This is a genomic window from Aquirufa sp. OSTEICH-129A (genome assembly GCF_054558355.1).
The window spans coordinates 77,817-95,086 of record NZ_JBPXKC010000006.1 but is presented as its reverse complement, the minus strand read 5'-3'; the positions used below and the strand labels follow the sequence as shown (position 1 = coordinate 95,086).

Annotated in this window: 15 protein-coding genes and 1 tRNA gene; 9 read left to right on the top strand and 7 right to left on the bottom strand. The window is 38.4% G+C overall.

Going from position 1 to position 17,270, the window contains the following annotated elements; all coding sequences use genetic code 11:
- Window positions 1-167 precede the first annotated feature (167 nt).
- From SKC36_RS11445 to SKC36_RS11410, 8 genes are all read left to right on the top strand, one after another.
- The gene (locus SKC36_RS11445; protein ID WP_459454690.1) at window positions 168-890 is read left to right on the top strand and encodes a DUF2490 domain-containing protein; all 723 of its coding nucleotides are present in this window, start codon (window positions 168-170) and stop codon (window positions 888-890) included.
- A gap of 137 nt (window positions 891-1,027) precedes the next feature.
- Window positions 1,028-1,825, top strand: coding sequence for a Fic family protein (locus SKC36_RS11440; RefSeq protein WP_459454691.1), 798 nt, complete (start codon window positions 1,028-1,030; stop codon window positions 1,823-1,825).
- A 639-nt stretch (window positions 1,826-2,464) separates the two neighbouring features.
- The gene (locus tag SKC36_RS11435) at window positions 2,465-2,875 is read left to right on the top strand and encodes a hypothetical protein (protein ID WP_459454692.1); all 411 of its coding nucleotides are present in this window, start codon (window positions 2,465-2,467) and stop codon (window positions 2,873-2,875) included.
- 275 nt (window positions 2,876-3,150) lie between these two features.
- Entirely contained in the window at window positions 3,151-3,609 is a 459-nt protein-coding gene (locus SKC36_RS11430) for a DUF1801 domain-containing protein (protein WP_459465965.1), read from the top strand.
- Window positions 3,610-3,618: 9 nt separating this feature from the next.
- Window positions 3,619-4,107, top strand: coding sequence for a GyrI-like domain-containing protein (locus SKC36_RS11425; RefSeq protein ID WP_459465964.1), 489 nt, complete (start codon window positions 3,619-3,621; stop codon window positions 4,105-4,107).
- Window positions 4,108-4,306: 199 nt separating this feature from the next.
- Window positions 4,307-5,302, top strand: coding sequence for a bifunctional heptose 7-phosphate kinase/heptose 1-phosphate adenyltransferase (locus SKC36_RS11420; RefSeq protein WP_459465963.1), 996 nt, complete (start codon window positions 4,307-4,309; stop codon window positions 5,300-5,302).
- Window positions 5,299-6,582: an AGE family epimerase/isomerase gene (locus tag SKC36_RS11415; RefSeq protein ID WP_459465962.1), complete on the top strand. Its 1,284-nt coding sequence runs from the start codon at window positions 5,299-5,301 to the stop codon at window positions 6,580-6,582. Before SKC36_RS11420 ends, SKC36_RS11415 begins: the two co-directional genes overlap by 4 nt.
- A gap of 11 nt (window positions 6,583-6,593) precedes the next feature.
- The gene (locus tag SKC36_RS11410; protein ID WP_459454697.1) at window positions 6,594-7,454 is read left to right on the top strand and encodes a TonB-dependent receptor plug domain-containing protein; all 861 of its coding nucleotides are present in this window, start codon (window positions 6,594-6,596) and stop codon (window positions 7,452-7,454) included.
- Here SKC36_RS11410 and SKC36_RS11405 read toward each other — a convergent pair.
- The 5 genes from SKC36_RS11405 to fabD form a co-directional block, all read right to left on the bottom strand.
- Complete coding sequence (locus tag SKC36_RS11405; RefSeq protein WP_459454698.1) at window positions 7,451-9,628, bottom strand: T9SS type A sorting domain-containing protein; 2,178 nt, start codon at window positions 9,626-9,628, stop codon at window positions 7,451-7,453. The two genes, SKC36_RS11410 and SKC36_RS11405, sit on opposite strands and share 4 nt — an antisense overlap.
- Window positions 9,629-9,740: 112 nt before the next feature.
- Window positions 9,741-10,904 carry a hypothetical protein gene (locus SKC36_RS11400; protein ID WP_459454699.1) on the bottom strand — a complete coding sequence of 388 codons (1,164 nt, stop codon included), beginning with the start codon at window positions 10,902-10,904 and terminating at the stop codon, window positions 9,741-9,743.
- Window positions 10,905-11,049: 145 nt separating this feature from the next.
- Window positions 11,050-11,547 (bottom strand): tetratricopeptide repeat protein, encoded by a 498-nt coding sequence (locus tag SKC36_RS11395; RefSeq protein ID WP_459465961.1) that lies wholly within the window; start codon window positions 11,545-11,547, stop codon window positions 11,050-11,052.
- A 118-nt stretch (window positions 11,548-11,665) separates the two neighbouring features.
- Window positions 11,666-11,739, bottom strand: a tRNA-Gln gene (locus SKC36_RS11390).
- Window positions 11,740-11,869: 130 nt separating this feature from the next.
- Window positions 11,870-12,754 (bottom strand): ACP S-malonyltransferase, encoded by an 885-nt coding sequence (fabD, locus tag SKC36_RS11385; RefSeq protein WP_459454701.1) that lies wholly within the window; start codon window positions 12,752-12,754, stop codon window positions 11,870-11,872.
- A 100-nt stretch (window positions 12,755-12,854) separates the two neighbouring features.
- On the opposite strand from fabD, the gene SKC36_RS11380 reads away from it, so the two are divergent.
- The gene (locus SKC36_RS11380) at window positions 12,855-13,952 is read left to right on the top strand and encodes a hypothetical protein (RefSeq protein WP_459465960.1); all 1,098 of its coding nucleotides are present in this window, start codon (window positions 12,855-12,857) and stop codon (window positions 13,950-13,952) included.
- On the opposite strand, the gene SKC36_RS11375 is transcribed toward SKC36_RS11380, so the two are convergent.
- Both SKC36_RS11375 and SKC36_RS11370 read right to left on the bottom strand, forming a co-directional pair.
- Window positions 13,933-14,307: a thiol-disulfide oxidoreductase DCC family protein gene (locus tag SKC36_RS11375; RefSeq protein WP_459454703.1), complete on the bottom strand. Its 375-nt coding sequence runs from the start codon at window positions 14,305-14,307 to the stop codon at window positions 13,933-13,935. The two genes, SKC36_RS11380 and SKC36_RS11375, sit on opposite strands and share 20 nt — an antisense overlap.
- Entirely contained in the window at window positions 14,307-17,147 is a 2,841-nt protein-coding gene (locus tag SKC36_RS11370; protein ID WP_459465959.1) for a T9SS type B sorting domain-containing protein, read from the bottom strand. Before SKC36_RS11370 ends, SKC36_RS11375 begins: the two co-directional genes overlap by 1 nt.
- Between the last annotated feature and the right edge of the window lie 123 nt (window positions 17,148-17,270).

Here is a 17,270-nt window from a genome sequence, read left to right as displayed (position 1 = left end):
TGTCAAATTTTGAAAATTTGACAAATCTCCAATCAATTCAATTTAGTTAAAATCCTTTGCTTAAATTTGCCAGGACTTTCCAATTCCTAAAGGAGGAGTTGAAATCTTATATTGGCAAAGTTTTAATGTAAACCAAAACTTTGCTTTTTACACCAATATTCAATTTAATGAAAAAAATTACATTATACTTGTTCATCACAGGTATGGCTACTCAGGCTCTCCAAGCCCAAAATACCAAGCCTGGAAGTTGGAATATCCTAAATGCCAATTATAATGTAAACGATGTTTGGAGCATTTGGGGAGAAGGCCAAATTCGCTCCATAAACTTTTATAATAACTTCCATTATTATGAATACAAGGGAGGCATTAATTATCAAGTCCACAAAAACGCCAAGTTAACATTAGGAGCTGGTAGCTACCAAACCTACAAGGAAGGGGGAAATTTTATACTACCCAAAAACAATGATGAATTCAGACTTTGGCCACAAATAACACTATCACAATCCATCGGTAAAATAAAAATTGAACAACGATTTCGCCAGGAATTTAGGTATACCAGCAATGGCTACCGAAATCGTTTTCGCTATCGCATGGGGGCCGCCTTGCCTTTAGGACGCGTTCGGGATGAATACCAAGCTTTTCAAGTAAGTGTCAGCAATGAGTTTTTCTTTACGGATAAGGAACCTTACTTTGAACGAAATCGATTTTTAGTTGCGCTGAATTATAAACCATCCAAAGTTACCACGCTGCAAATTGGCCTTTTGCATCAATTTGACTATAAAATAAACGATGAAATTGGTCGAGATTTTTTAGTTATTGGCCTGTATTATGAAATTTTCCGAAAAGCCAATTCTTCGCATTTTAAGGAAACTGAAATTAAGGATAATTAATGGCATCCTGCCCAATGGCCGCAATCTGTTTGAAGACTCGCTATTGGATTGATTCTTATTTCCATCTCCCCAATATTCTTGCATTTAATTCGTTAGTGCCATGATTATTACATAAAAATCACTAAGAATAAGTCGATATGGAATTATTACCCATTGAAGAAATAAATGTCAATCAGACTAAAATTAATGAAATTAACCACTTAGTTAAATCGATATACCGTCTTATTATCTACAGTCGGCATCATTTAGATGATGATTTACTGGATACTTATTTGACCAATGTACAAGAGCTTCAAGAACTTCTCAGCATCAAAAATGCCCAAATGGAGGCTCAGAATGAGGAGGAGGCAGAAGAATATTTAAAAAACCTGAAGGTTTCGCTGGATTTTGTCATTGAGGAAATTATTTCGCACCATAACTTCGAAAAAGAAGTTCAGCTTTTTCAATTACTTCGGCTCGTCTCCCCTGAAACCAATGCCATTCATCCGAATCGTTACAGAAAATCTTTGGTTCAAGTTGGGGCCCATATTTGTCCAGACAAAAACGAAGTCCCCGGCTTGGTGTCTGAACTGTTTTATCGGATGCAATTTATCTCAAACCCCATCATTCGAGCCATCTATTTTCACCATGAATTAATACGTATTCACCCCTTCGTGGACGGAAACGGTCGGGTAACCCGAGTGGCTAAAAACTGGATGCTGATGTATGATTTATATCCTCCTATTTTCATCAATGACGCTCCCCAGAAGAAAGAATACATATCCACGCTTTCTAAAAGTTTCCGAGAATTAGATCAAAATCCTAAAAAATGGAATGAACATACTGCTTCATTCTTTGGCCAAGAAATTGATCGCCTATTAGTCAATGCCAAGTTTTTATATGAAACGGTCAATCAAATTGGCCTAGAAAGAGAAAAATCCAATCCGAAAGCCTAAGGACTTGTTTAGCTTTGTCAAATTTTTAAAATTTGACAAAGCTGTTATTTTTATCCAACTATCCTTAGGCATCTTTTGAATGCCTTAAAAACTTCCTTCCTTATCCTTTGCACGGGTTTAAACCCATGGACAAATCTAACCCTTAGGACAAAAATCAACTTTAGGCCTCATTGGAAATTCCCAATCTTGGGAATTTAAATTTTTGTTTACAAAAAATAGGCCTATTTGAAATTCAGAACAAAGCCTTCATATCCTATCTATTAGGGTGATTTTATCTACAAACTCAAGAATTTAAATTTCGCTTAACAAAAAAAAACTTAACAAGGTAAAATCTAGCTCATAGTAATTAAAGTGAAAAGCTAGATTTGGAAGCATTTATGACCTGCAAAGTTGATTTCAGGTTAGTAATTGTCAAAAGTTCTACTTAAACAATTTGTATAAAATGCTTACCAAACTATAAAAGGATATCCTTACCGGCAAGCATTGTTAACCAAGGTCAAATAGGGCTGACCACCCAAGGTGACAAAAAATATAAAAGTGGAGCAGATACCACTTTATAAACGGATTGTTCTCATTCAATCAATTCAATGAGAGGCGGAAACCGAAAAGCCTACGAGTAGGAAATAATCTCTAATTAATATGTCAAATTTAAAAGCTAAGTTCACATTTGTTTCTGCTAAGAACAATACCTATGTTCTACATGTACAAACAGGCCCTCTTACCAATCCAATTCACACCATTGACAATCCAAATGCAATAGGTTGGCCAATCTTAAGTGGTACTTTAGTAACTGTCATTGATGAAGTTACCACTACTTATGCCGTTCCTGCTGGAGGTACCTATGGCATGATTTATAATGGATTATGGCAGAGTGATGGTAGCTCACCCCAAGGCGGTCCCTTGTGTCAAGGTATTGAAAACTTAATAGTAACACCATTTGACGGTAAGACTACCCCCATTTCTGCGAATAGTCCTACTAGCGTTACGTTTTCATTGGGTACATCCAGTGAACAAGCTAAGCTAGTAAGCTCTGTTTTTCCTCCCCAATAAGTATTGTTTAAATTAGAAATTACTTGAACAGTTTCGATTATATTAGAATTTCTAGAAGCTATTAAAGTATAGAATTACTCTTAACAATATCTTGGCAAAAAGCGGATTTCCCTAGTTCTATATTTCTATGATAATGAAACTAATATAGTGCTTAGAAATCCGCTTCTTTGCCAGGGCATTCCAAAAAAGTTGATAAGGTTGAAAATGGAAACTTGTCAGAGGGATTCCCGAATAATTTTCAAATTTACTACTTTAGTAAATCTAAGATCTCCTCCATGTCCACAACTGCTATTTCCCCAGATGATTATCAAAACCAATTAGAAGATGACAGAAAAGCAATCATCGCTAAACTTCGACAAACCATAGTTCAACATCTTCCTCCGGGTTTTGAAGAATCCATGAGTTATGGCATGATTGGCTATGTAGTTCCCTTAGCAACCTATCCTGAGGGCTACCATTGTAAAAAAAATGAACCTCTGCCCTTCCTGAGCATCGCTTCCCAAAAGAACTTCATTGCCTTGTATCACATGGGCTTATATGCAGATGACCATTTACTTCAATGGTTCCAAGCTGAATACCCAAAGTATGCTACATCTAAATTAGATATGGGCAAAAGTTGTATTCGATTCAAAAAAATGGAGGATATACCCTATGAATTAATCGCTCAATTAGCCCAAAAAATAACAGTGGCAGATTGGATAAGCCGTTATGAACGCATGTTTAAAAAACCATAATTCTCCTTTATGCATTTTCCAACATTGACACCCCGTATAGAGTTTATTCAAGACAAAAGACTTATTGGTTTACACCTAGAAATGAGCTTACAAACCAATAAAACAGGTCAACTTTGGGCTAACTTCATTCCTAGACGCCAGGAAATAACTCAGGTTCTTTCCTCCAATTTAATATCACTACAAAACTACCCTCCGAATTATTTTTCACATTTTTCTATTTCGAATAACTTTGAAAAATGGGCCTGTGTAGAAGTAAGTCCGAGTGCTCACATTCCCCATGGAATGAACGAATTACAATTACCTGGCGGGCATTATGCGGTATTTGACTACCAAGGTTTAAGTGCTAATTCTCAAATCTTTGAATATATCTTTGGTTCGTGGTTACCATCAAGTCAATATGAACTAGATCATCGACCACATTTTGAAGTCTTGGGAGAAAAATATAAAAATAATGATCCAAATTCAGAGGAGGAAATATGGATTCCAATAAAGATGTAGAATATAGAATTTACTATGTAGATTCAATTGGGAAATTTGTTTTTTGAAAGCTAAATAAAAACAGCATGCTTCAATTATCTTCAACATGTCACCAAGTATAAATATCACAATTTACCATTTCCTTTCCCCGCTCTTTTACCGATTTTTATTTAGCTTTACAAGATTATAAACCTATTATTTCAAACTATACCCTGTACGCATGTCCCCCGAACAATTACGGCATATCCTTGGCCGCATTTCATCCCTAAAAATAGCGGTCATAGGAGATTTTGCCATTGATTTTTACTTTCAAAAAATTGAAAATACCGGCGATATATCTGTTGAAACAAACAAAGAAGTTCACTGGGCGAAATCCCCGAAAACAGGCTTAGGTGGAGCGGGAAACGTAGCCAAAAACCTAGCTGTCTTGGGTGTTCCCACCTCCGCATTTGGATTAATTGGGTCCGATATTTTTGGTCGCGACATGAACTTCCACTGTCAAAATCTAGCCATTCAGTCCGACTATTTGCGTGAAACGAAAGGTATGGATACACCCACCTACTCTAAACCCATGTTAGGAGATGTGGAATTGAATCGTATCGACTTTGGAACACAAAAAAAAGATATCACACAGGCGAGTAATGACTTAGTCAATGCACTTTGTGATCAACTGGCCCAGTATGATTGGGTGATCATCAATGAGCAATTCCGCTATCCATTATTGAATCAAATACTCCTTGAAAAGTTGCAAAATGCTTTGCAAAAGCAACAAAAAACAGGCTTAGCTGATTTAAGAAGTCTGGGGAAATTTGCTAATAATGTACTATTAAAAGTAAATGAGTCAGAATTAGCCCATGTTCTCAACATCGACCCGGCCTTATTAGAAGATAATAATTTAGTACCCAATATTGTACAAAACTGGGTGAATAGCCGCCAACAAGGTGCCTTGGTTACCTTAGGTGATCGAGGTTTAATTTATGCCGACCAACATCATTTTCATTGGCAAGCAGGCATACCCGCCAAAGGCCCAATCGACACTGTCGGCGCGGGCGACATGGTCGTAGCTGGATTCTCTGCCGCCAAGGCTGCAGGTGCCAGCATACAAGAAGCCTGCGAATTTGCTACCTTGTGTGCACATATTTCCATCCACAAATTAGGCGAAACCGGTGCCGCCTCCCCTCAAGAAATTTTAGATCTAAACCAATCACAATTATGAACGTTCAAGAAATTGAAACACTAAGAAAAGAAATCAAAGATTATACCGAAGCGCATTTACTGCCTTTCTGGTCAAAAAGAACTATTGATAAAGAATATGGGGGTTATTTAACCCATTTTGATGAGTTTGGAAACGACTCAGGAACTGATGAAAAATCACTCATTGCGCAAACCCGTTCCGTGTTTACCTATTCTCAAGCCTATCGACATGGATTTGGTGGTCCTATCATGAAGGAAATGGCCGAGCATGGCGTTAAATTTCTGATAGAGAAAATGTGGGATGAGAAAAACGGAGGTTTTTACTGGATGATGGACCGCAAAGGAATTGCGACCAACAAACAAAAAATTGGATATGGCCACAGTTTTGTCATCTATAGTTTAAGTGAATATACACTTGCCACGGGTGATCCAATCGGTCTGGAATATGCTGAAAAGACTTTTGACTTATTGCAAAAATATGCCGTAGATACTAACCTAGGTGGATATTGGGAATTCTTCTCGGAAGAATGGGAACTAATGGGCCCAGGATCTCCGGGTGGAGACCGAAAAACTTTGGATGTGCACATGCACTTAATGGAAGCTTTCACCACCCTTTATGAAGCAAGTGGCAAAGAAGTGCACCGTAGAAAATTAAAGGAGTCGATCGATATCTTGATTCAAAAAATCATGCATCCCGTGTACGGAACAGGTGTCCCTCAGTTTTGGGCAGATTGGAGCGTAGCGCCTCAAATTAAGTTTGATATCGTTTGGGGTTGGGATCGATTTGCAGAGGGCGGACAAAAAGCCTCTGCTGTAGACAATACCTCCTATGGACATAATTCAGAATTTGGTTGGCTGCTTATGCAAGCATTACGCATAGGAAAATTCCCCGTGGCCGACTACATGGAAAACCTAAAAAAAGCATTTTACCACTCCATGGAGCATGGAATCGATTGGGAATTTGGGGGTGTATATGTGGAAGGATCTCATGATGGACAAGTCTATGATAAAGAAAAGGAATTTTGGCAACAGGCTGAAATGCTGATTGGTATGGCAGATGCCTACCTTTTAACTAAAGATCAAGACTTCTTGAAAGCTTATCGTCAAGTACATCGTTTTGTTTTCGATAAAATGATTAATTTTAACACCGGTGAGTGGTGGCCTTTGATGACTAGAGAGGGAGAACCTATCTGGAGACACATGTCACACTCATGGAAAATTAACTACCATAACGTAAGATCGATGATTTTGTCCTATGAAAAATTAGGCGAAGCAGCAAAGGTCTTAGCCAACTCTAATTAACTCATAAAGCCATGAAATACGTGTTCTTTTCCCTGTTTGTTTTTGCGAGTGTTTCAGTGTGTGGACAAGCTTCCACATCTTCTCAAGAAGTTAGTCAGATTTTAAGTACGTATTTCGGCAAAACAGCCTCTTCCAGTGCATTGGCAAATAAAAGCCAAGCCCTGGAAGCAAGCCGAACATTTAGTATTCGTCGAGATAGTTTATTCATCTACCTCTATGACCCAATGGACGTCTTTACCAAGGCACCTTTTTATGATACCACCATCATCCCTATCAACCAAATCCAGCAAATCAAAATCCATAAATCAAGAAATACGGCTGGACAAGCTGGGATTGGCATCGAATTTATTCAAAAGAATTATACAGGTATTGCTCCCAAAGAAAGAGCTAAGGATAATGGAGCTCCTGCGAAGATCACCGATAAAAACCTAGCAAATGTAAACGCAGCAAGTGTCAATCAAAAAATGATAGGTCAGGTTGCCGGAGTGACGGTAGGTAATGACAATTCTCCTGGTGGAGCAACCATGGTTCGTATCCGTGGATATGGATCTATTAATTCCAACAGTCCTTTATATGTGGTGGATGATGTTCCCGTATCAGGAAATTTGAACTCCATTAATCCGAATGATATCGAATCAGTTCAAGTATTAAAAGATGCTTCCTTAACCGCCATTTATGGAGTAAGAGGAGCCAATGGGGTTGTTCTTATCAAAACAAAAAAAGGAGGAATCAGCTCTGGAATACCAGCAGATTTGCCAAAGGATTTAGTTTTATCCTATACCCTTTGGACATGGGGAAAAGCAGCAAATGATTTCAACAAGTCAGACGACAAAATCAAATTGAAAAAATTCCTAGAACAAGATTATAATTAATGGCTTACGATGATATTTTTCACGTATTCCAATTGATCATTTGTTCTTACCCATAATTTATACGTGCCTTGCGAAAGGTGCTGTACGTTTATTTGGGCTGATCCATCTTGACTAATTTGTGAATCCATCACCAATCGGCCATCCAAGGTATAAATTTTAACCAAGGCACCCGCTAAGGATGTTCTGGCCTGCAATGACATAGAATTAATCACAGGATTAGGGAATACAACTACTCCAAGATCATCTGGAAGACTGTAGCTGAAACTAGCCTTGGGTGAAACGCAAGTAGGTCCTGGAACATACTTTTTGGTCAAATACAAGGAATAGGTTCCGGAATCTCGAACGCGTAACAAGGTGTTTTTTTCTGGCAATACCGTTTGATTAAATTCCCAAAACAAATTGGTGTCACTTGTTTTCAAGATGGAAGTCTTGAGAAAATAAGGACTTTCCTGGGTGATAACAGGTGCAGCAGGAATATCAAAAACCTGGGTATTTACTGCCTTCGAAAACGTAGTAGTACATTGATAAGCATTCGTCCCTTTTACTTGAAATGAACCTTTATCCTTAACGGTAATAAGCGAAGATTGGGCTCCTGTATTCCAAATATAGGTTAAATCAGGGTTAGCAACTTGCAGTTCAACAGAACCCCCTTGGCAAAATAGGGTATCACCTTTGACCAGGATAATAGGAGTAGCAGGTGTTTGTAAAGGCTTAAATTGAAACAAAGGAACAGTAAATTCATTACCAACTCGGTCCTCCAAACGCATGGAATAATTGCCAGATAGAGCCTTTTGAATGGTAGCTGTAGAATTGACAACTTGAGCACTCTCGTTTAGCCATTTAATATTATCTGTGGTTTGAACACTCAAATTGGTAGCATTACTATTATCACAAATCACCGAGAAACTTGGTAATGGTTTGGGACTAATTGGCTTCGCATTTTTACCAATGGCATCCCCAATTTTTTCCAACCAAAGGTAGGCTAATTCCTCATATGCGTCAGGTGAAAAATGTACACAACCAGAAAAATCGTCTGTTTTACGCGGTATCTCTACCACATCGGTATAAGGCCCCAGGTAAATCTCTGGAATTCCACTCACCTCGGTTACCATATCACTTTGTTTTCTAATCAATAACTCATCCTTATATTCAATACTGCAAACTCCATTTGCAATACCTGCCGAATAAGAAACGCGTGAAATTAACCAAGGCACATCGATTCCCGTTTGTGTCCGTAGGTTCTTAATCATATCTTTAAAATTCTGCTGATAGGTATCTGTTTTGGCTTTTCGGAGTTCAATGGGATCATATCTAAGTCCAAAAGCATCGGTTTCTCCTTGATGCCATAGAATAGCTCTTACTCCATTTTTCTTACCAAAAAGCTCAACTGCTCGCTTTAAATTTTTAAAGGGAAAACCAGCATCATAAAAAAGAGTTGGATCAAATGGATTAGCAGAGGGTTTAGGGTCGGGCAAGGATGACTCATACCAGTTTCTCATGGCGGTAGCTAACCAAGCCGTATTAATAAAACAGACAGGCACATTATAAGTCTCTGCTAAACGGTCGCCCAACCTAGCCCAATAATAATTGGAGAGGCCCATGGGACCTATCGTATTTTTGGCATCTAAATGTTGAAAATCTGTGAAAGGGAAATCCGTGTTTAATTGACCTAAATAGCGGTAAAATGGAGAATTATTATAATCCTTATAATAGTTGTAAATATTGGCTACATTGACACGATCATCTTTTGAAAAACTTTCTTCAGAACGTCTTCCATTACCACCTTGAGCATTGGATTGACCCGAAATAATAAAATTCTCCCCTACTCCAACCCGTTCTAATTGCGTAGAATCTTTTAATTTATCACCCTGGTAGGTGCGAATCTTTAAGGTATACCAGCCACCTTTAACCGTCACCTTCTCTTGATAAAAACCAGAAGCAGGTGCGCTACTGATACTTGTCCAGTTAATTAAAGTCCCTTGACCCGCTTTAACTGGTTCAAACTTGTATTGAACCGAGCTGACATCCTGTGGGCAATTTCCAAGTATGGAAATGATGGCCTCATTCTGAGCATTACGCTGAAAAATCTGGCGATTATGAGGAAAAACAATGGATACTTGAGCATTTACCAGCATAGATAAGAATACTGAATAACAAAGAAGCAAGTATTTCATGGTTGGATGTTTGACGTGTAAATAATTTAAAATTTGGCTATAAAAATAGTAAAAAGCATCCGCTTAGGGAAATGAAACTAAGAAAGACTCGATAAATGCACTTCTAAGGTCTTTAAAAGATCCAATTGAATGGTGATATACGCTCCAAATGCATCAACAAGGTATAGGTAGGTGTCAAGAAATTCGCCAAAAACAAAAGACACATAAAAACGCGCGCATTTTCAGCCTCCTTCAAACGAAATATGATCGGAAACAATACAAATAAAATTGGAAAGCAAAAGGTTAGACTTCGAGTGACATCATCTACTGCCGTGGCAGCCATAAATGATAGCAAATAGGTTCCAAAATAAAACCAAGCGACAGTCCATTTCCTTTGTTTGATGAAATAAATTAATCCCATTATAGGTAATATGATGGCCCATTTCAAAGATGAAAATAAAGCATAAGGTAGCTTGTAACCATGCAAAAAGGCAAAACCTAACTGAACACCAGCTTGCTTTCCAATAGGAGTTTCCAATTGAAAAGTGACATATAAATAATAACGGATAAGCGCATATAAAACATAACTCAATAAAAGATACTGGGCTCCTTTATTTTTCCATATGAAATCACGAAGTAATTCCGACCATTTTCCTTGAGGTATTCCTGAATGAAATAAGTACAGTAGAACTAGATTTAAGGCTGGGAAAAGACTTCGCTCATCTACAAAAAAAGCTAACAAAAGCGCTAAAACAGACCATAGTCGATCATAAAAATAGCAGGCAACTAATAAGAAGCAAAAGGCATAAGAATCATAAAAAAGCGTATCATATACAAATGAATGCCCCACATAAGTGAAAAGTATACAAGCCGTAGACCAAAATGCCAGAGGGGCATCTCCATGGGTTAATTTTCGAATCAGATTAAAAAAACCAAATAGAAAAAAAGACAATAAAAATACTTGTAAATAAAATAGCCGGATGGCATTTAAGTGAAAGATCTTGCCTATGAAATAGGGGGTTACTCGCAATTCCCTTTTGGAATAATGTTCACGAGAATTATTTCCTACAGCTGCTAAAAAAGGATGTTCAATTTTACGATTGACAAAATCAATCATGTACTTTTCATTGCTAGTCCATGAATTATTTATTCGCTTGTGAAAAACCTTTGGAAAATAAAGGGCAGAAAATCCAACAAACAAGGAGAGGCAAATGATAACAACCCCTAATTGATGCTGAGACCATTTGCTAATTAAGTCATTCCACTGACGGAAAATATTGGATAAATTGGGAATCATAAAATGAAAAAATAAACCTCATCGCATCTATATCATCAAGATATGTCCGCACACCTATGTTGCAATTTAAATTTAATTATAAATTATTGCTACAAAATTGCATTATTCAGGTGCAAAATTTGTCCTAAAAATAAAATAAGGGAACTTAAGGCTGTTTAAGGCAATATTTTGACTGTAAAGCAATAGCCGCAGTATCTCCTGCAGCAATAGCTTCTTGAATATCCAAACAAGCCTCCGTCAAATCGCCCAATTCAATAAATGATAAAGCACGGTGACGATACACCTCCACGTAATAAGGAGCTTTTGAAATACAAATGGAATAATCCATGATGGCACTTTTGTGGTAGGCCAATTGTGATTTAAAATAAGCTCGAAAAAAATAATAGTCCGGCCGTGAATCATTCAAACTGATGGCTTTATTCATGTCGGCTATAGCCAAAGAATGATAGCCTGCCAAACTTCGACTAGCTGCACGAGCAAAATAGATTTCATCATTTCGTTTATCTTTTGCTAAGGCCTCACTAAAATCTTGGTTGGCCCCCAAATAATCTTGATTAGTAAATTTGGAAATACCTACTTGGTACTGCACATGACTGGCACAGGAGCTGAGAAAAATCAAAAATAGGATGATCAGGTATTTCAAAATCAAAAATTTACATGAGAATAATTTAAAAATAAGGCCAGCTTGCCAAAAATCCAATTTTATTATTTACACCAAAAGCAAAAAAAATCCCTCACTGAAAAATCAGTGAGGGAAAGGGTGGTTGACCTACTAGGATTCGAACCTAGAACGACTGAACCAAAATCAGATGTGTTACCATTACACCATAGGTCAATTCCAAATCGAATGCAAAAATAAGACCTCCTAAGCGAATTATCAAATGTGCTTCAAAAAAAATTGAATTATTTCATCCGAAATCAGCTTGAATGCTCTAAATCAAGCATTTAATTTGCACTTGACAAAGCTAAGAAGCCAACTCCATCGAAGCCACTTGCACCTCAGCGCTAATTTTCTTCACCAAACCCTGTAAAACTTTTCCCGGTCCACACTCAATAAAGTCGGTTGCACCAGCTGCCACCATACCTTCTACCGACTGTGTCCAACGAACGGCACCTGTTAACTGGGCAATTAAATTTTGTTTAATTTCCGCTGGGTCTTGCGAAGCTTTTGCTGTGACATTTTGGAAAATCGGACAAATAGGTCGTTCAATCGTGGTTGCTTCAATGGCCGCAGCTAACTCCACACGTGCAGGCTCCATAAAAGGCGAATGGAATGCCCCACCTACCGGAAGCGTTAACACACGTTTAGCTCCAGCCGCTTTCAATAATTCAGCCGCTTTTTCAATCCCTGAAACACTTCCTGAAATCACTACTTGTCCCGGACAATTATAATTGGCAGCTACCACCTCTCCATCTAATTCCGCACATATTTTTTCGATTTCCGCATCTGCTAATCCTAATACTGCTGCCATGGTACTCGGTACTATTTCACAAGCTTTTTGCATGGCTAAAGCTCTTTGGTAAACCAATCGTAAGCCGTCCTGCCAAGATAATCCACCAGCCGCCACCAAGGCAGAAAACTCGCCCAATGAATGACCCGCTACCATATCTGGGGCAAAATCTTTTCCCAATTTAGCCACCAAAACCGAGTGTAAATAAATAGCAGGTTGCGTTACCTTCGTTTGTTTTAAATCTTCATCAGACCCTTCAAACATGACTTTCGACAATGAGAATCCTAATATTTGATCCGCCTCATCCACGATTTCTTTCGCTAAAGCATAGTTCTCATATAAATCTTTGGCCATACCTGGAAATTGAGATCCTTGACCGGGAAATACGAATGCCTTCATTTTTATTATGTTTTGTTATATTTTTGATTTAAGATTCACAATCTTAGACAAAGATAAATTAATCTTCTGGCTATCTGAAACGCTCCTAAATTTCAATTGCATGTTCCTTCGAATTTTGTCATTCTTGGCTCTTACATTCAGCTTAATGGTATTTAATTCTTGTAAAACAGAGGAAACAAATCCCATGGGCAGTCAACAAGGAAACATTTCCATTGATGCGACCAAGAGCCGCATGTTCGTTCAAAGGGATCTCAATAACCAGGGCAAAATTGTTTTAGTAGGTCAAAGCAGCCAAACATTCAGCTCTGCTCAAGTAAAGTTCAAAAACATACTAGGAGGAAAAGAGACTGACTGGTTAAATCTATCTAAAGAAGGAGCCAGTTTCAAAGGCGAATTCCTACTGCAAGCGGGCGGATACTACCCAGAAATCAAATTAATTCAAGATAATAAAACCATCAGTGATACCATTTTAACGAAATCTCCCTTCAAAGTGGGAGAAGTTTTTGCCATCATTGGACATTCCCTTGCCGAAGGTCAACCTCCCTATGAATTAACAGATTATGATAAAGAATGGTGTGAAGTCATTAAGTATTCGGACAACAATGTGGTGGCATTTTGGGGAAGATTAGCCGATAAATTAAAAGTTCGATATCAGGTCCCTATTCGTTTTTATAGCACAGGTATAGGCGGTTCCACCTCCGAACAATGGGGAAAATCAGCACTTGGCTTGGAATTTACCAGTACACTTTTCGATTGGAAAAAGCGGTATCCTTATGCTTTTTTTGAAAACAAAATCCTTTCCGAAGTACCCAAAAGTGGCTTAAGGGCCATTTTAGTGATTCACGGAGAAAACGATGCAACTACTTCAATGGACAACATCATCAAGTACACGGGCATTTACATGGATTATACCAGGGAAATTCTTCAAAGTAAAAACCTGACTTTTATGTTAGCCCGCAGTAATAGAGGTTTGAACAAAACAGAAGATTTACATGTTCAAGAAGCTCAAAATATCATGTTAAAAACCTTACCCAATGTAGTAGAAGGCGCTAATTTACAATCGGTGGTAGGAGCTGGTTTTAGGTGGGATGGCACACACTTCAATTACGCTGGCCTGGAAGAAGCAGCAAGAAAATGGGATATTATGTTTGAGCCTAAAGTATTTAGTCAAATGACGCCTATTTTGCGAAATCGTTGATCTCACAAGCGTCCACTGATTTTCCCCAAATCAGCCGATTTTTAGCAATAAAATCATAGCCCTGATCCAACACTTTGTCGGGTAACAGAAAGAACACTCGAAAAATTTGGTAATACCAAGGAGCCAACTGTAAGACTATATTTACAGCTTGGGACTTTATCCATACTCGACCTTGATAGAGTACTTTGATGCTGTCTATTTCCCACTTGTCATCGGGATTTTTCGATACAGCCTCCTGAAAAGAACTTGAACCTTGGTAATCAATCTGAATTTTATCCCCGCACATACTTTTCAGGACTTTGGCACAAAAGCGGCAAAAGCGACAATTTCCATCGATAAATACAGGAACTTTCATTATCGAACTAGTTCAACCCAGCCTTTTAAACTCTTGGTTTTTAAACTTGGGTCATTGACATCAAAACTAACGTCTACCGTGTAAAAATAAGTTCCAACAGCCATGTCTTTTCCAGAGGTATCTTTACCATTCCAACCAAAATCAGAACCTGTTCCATTGTATTCATAGATCAGCTGCCCGTAGCGATCTACAATTTTACATTGTAAGGCTTTGACAAATCGTGGACAACGTAAAGGCAACCAAACATCATTTTTCAAATCGCCATTCGGACTGAACAAATTAGGCAATTCAAAAGATGGACAATTATCTTGGTTTAAGGTTTCACTCTTAGGACTTTCTTTACCCAATTGACTGATGGCTGTCACGTAATAACTTCCAATGAATGAATCTCTCTTCTGATGCAAATAACGCAGATCACTTACTTCCGCAATTCGCGTAAATGGTCCTGCAGCACTAGAAGCATAGTAAATTCGATACGAGGCGATGTTTTGATCACAATTCCCTGTCAAAGTTGGCTGCCAAGTTAATTGGTTGGTAAAGCTTGTAAAGTTGCAATTCAGGGAACCATCCAATGCAGCACAATCTGGAGCTGATAATGTCAATTTTGGAGCACATGGATTAACATCCGATTGTGGCTTTAAACACACAATTTTGGATGCATTGATAAGGGTCATTACTGGAAATCCCTCTCCATAAGATCCTAGCGTTTCTACATAATAACAATAGCTTGAATCTGGAGAAAGTGTCACATCAAATTTACCATCTTTGGTATAAAAATCTGTTCCCTGATCCGTAAAGGTATAGGTACTTGGGCCTGCTACCGAAACTTCTGTGATTTGATTAAACTTACCTGATCCTCTTGGGCTTTCGCGGTAAACACGGTGAACTTGGAAATCATTTAACCAAGGTACATCTGCTGACCAAGCCAATTTATTGGAACGAACCGCTGACTGCGCCACTAATTGCACTTGCGCTGCCGGACTAGGTGAATCTAATAATTTAAATTGACCATTGTTGGTATAATAGAAATCTGTACGATAACGATATATCTTGCTATCCGTAGCTAAACCTTTGTCTATGAAAGATGTATCACTTTTAGCCAGGTAAATCGAGGCTGGAATTGGACTACCAACGGATACAAAATTAGTGGATCCATTACCCTCAGCCCGCATAACTTGATACTGGTATGGACCTTTGTACAAAGTTGTATCTAAGTTCAAGGGTCGAGACCACCTAACTAGAATTTCTCCATCACTAGCTCCTGTTTTTTGTATGGAGACATTGGTCATCAATGGAGCTGAGGAAGGAATAAAAGCACAACTTGAATTGGACATAGGACTAAAGTCTGTTTGTCCGCTTGAATTAGTAAATACAACAACCAAGACGTAGATATAATTGGCATTTTTCAATAAACCTGCTCCCTTGTTGGTATCCTCATACTGTACCTCGGTGGCATTTATCCGGGCTATCTCGGTAAATCCACTAAGTTGCATTCCCGTTTGACAAGATTTATTCACCACAGACGTACAAGCCGCTTGTTTTCTAAAAACAATAATCTTGGAACCAGGTAAACTACAAGTATAAGGACTCCAAGTCAAGATAGCCGAGCCTTTAGTTGGCTGAATTCTTGCCACCAAATTTTTTACCGAAGGAGCAATGATTTTTATCTTCCAAATTTTGGAATCAACCAACTTCACGCCCCCACCAATGGACGTAGGAGGGTTATCCTCGGCTTTGAAGAAAATATCATAAGTTTCCTTTCGAATATGCTGACAGGCTGTTTGCCAAGTAAATGCACCCGTAGCCGTACCGGTTTGTCTCGGAGAGGAAATGAAGGTAGCAAATGGCTGCTTGATCGCAAATGAGGTATCAATTGGGTACACATTACCCGAACTAATGATCGTCACAGGATCTAGTCTACCCGTTTTAGACGCCACATCCGCAGCGCCAATGGTTTCTCTGATTAATGTACCCGCTTGTACACACACATCAGGGGGAACCACAATTTTCGGACCTTTATTGTCTAAATCTTTGACCTCGATTTGCATATCTCGAACAGTTTCTGAAATCTTAATTCCATTTCTCCATTCTTCTACAATGAAAGCACAGTTGTATAATCCCAATTCTTGAGGCGAGTCCCAAATTAAATCACCATTGAGTGAATTAATCGTAAAAGAAGATGCCATGGGTGAAATTTCGTTGGGCTGTCGAAAATTAGGAGCTGTGATTCCTCGACTGGATGGGTTACAGGTTTCATAATCACCATAACGAGAAACGGTTAAGCGATATGCTAAACTATCACCTTCGGCATCCACTGCATTCGGATTATGAATGAATGGCTGACCTACTACTGCCGTTAAATCAACAGCTGGATTCAATAATACTGGGGTAGAGTTTTGACCTAAACCTGAATTGATGGAAAAAATAGTCTCTACATAAAAAGGAACTTCTACTGAGCGTGTAATATTTCGGACTCCATCATTTCGGTTGGGAATGGCTACGGAAACCTTGTAGAATAAAGCAGGAGCTGGATAAGTATACTCTATCTTATAAGTGTTTTTCAAGGTACCATTGCCCAAATTCACGATGGGCAGCAATCTTTTGGCCTTGAATATTCCTGAACCATCGCCAAAACAAAAATTTACATCTGTCTGATCTTGATTAGCCCTATTGTCCTCGGTATACGTGGTTAAGGTAAATTCATAGGTGAGGCTTACGTTGGAAATCCGCTTGACCGTTATCTCCCCCCCTTTTAAGTGAGTAGCTTGAGCTTGGAAAATCATTCCCAAAAAACTAAGCAAAAAGGCAAGAATGTAGGCGGAATAATTTTTCACAGACATAAAACAAATTTGTAATATGGAAAGTTAATTAAGCAATTCGAAAAAAATAAAAAAAAAGGTTTTTTTAATCGAATATTTGAAAGACCCACGAATCAATTGTAGTTTTATGTCCTAAATTTTCAC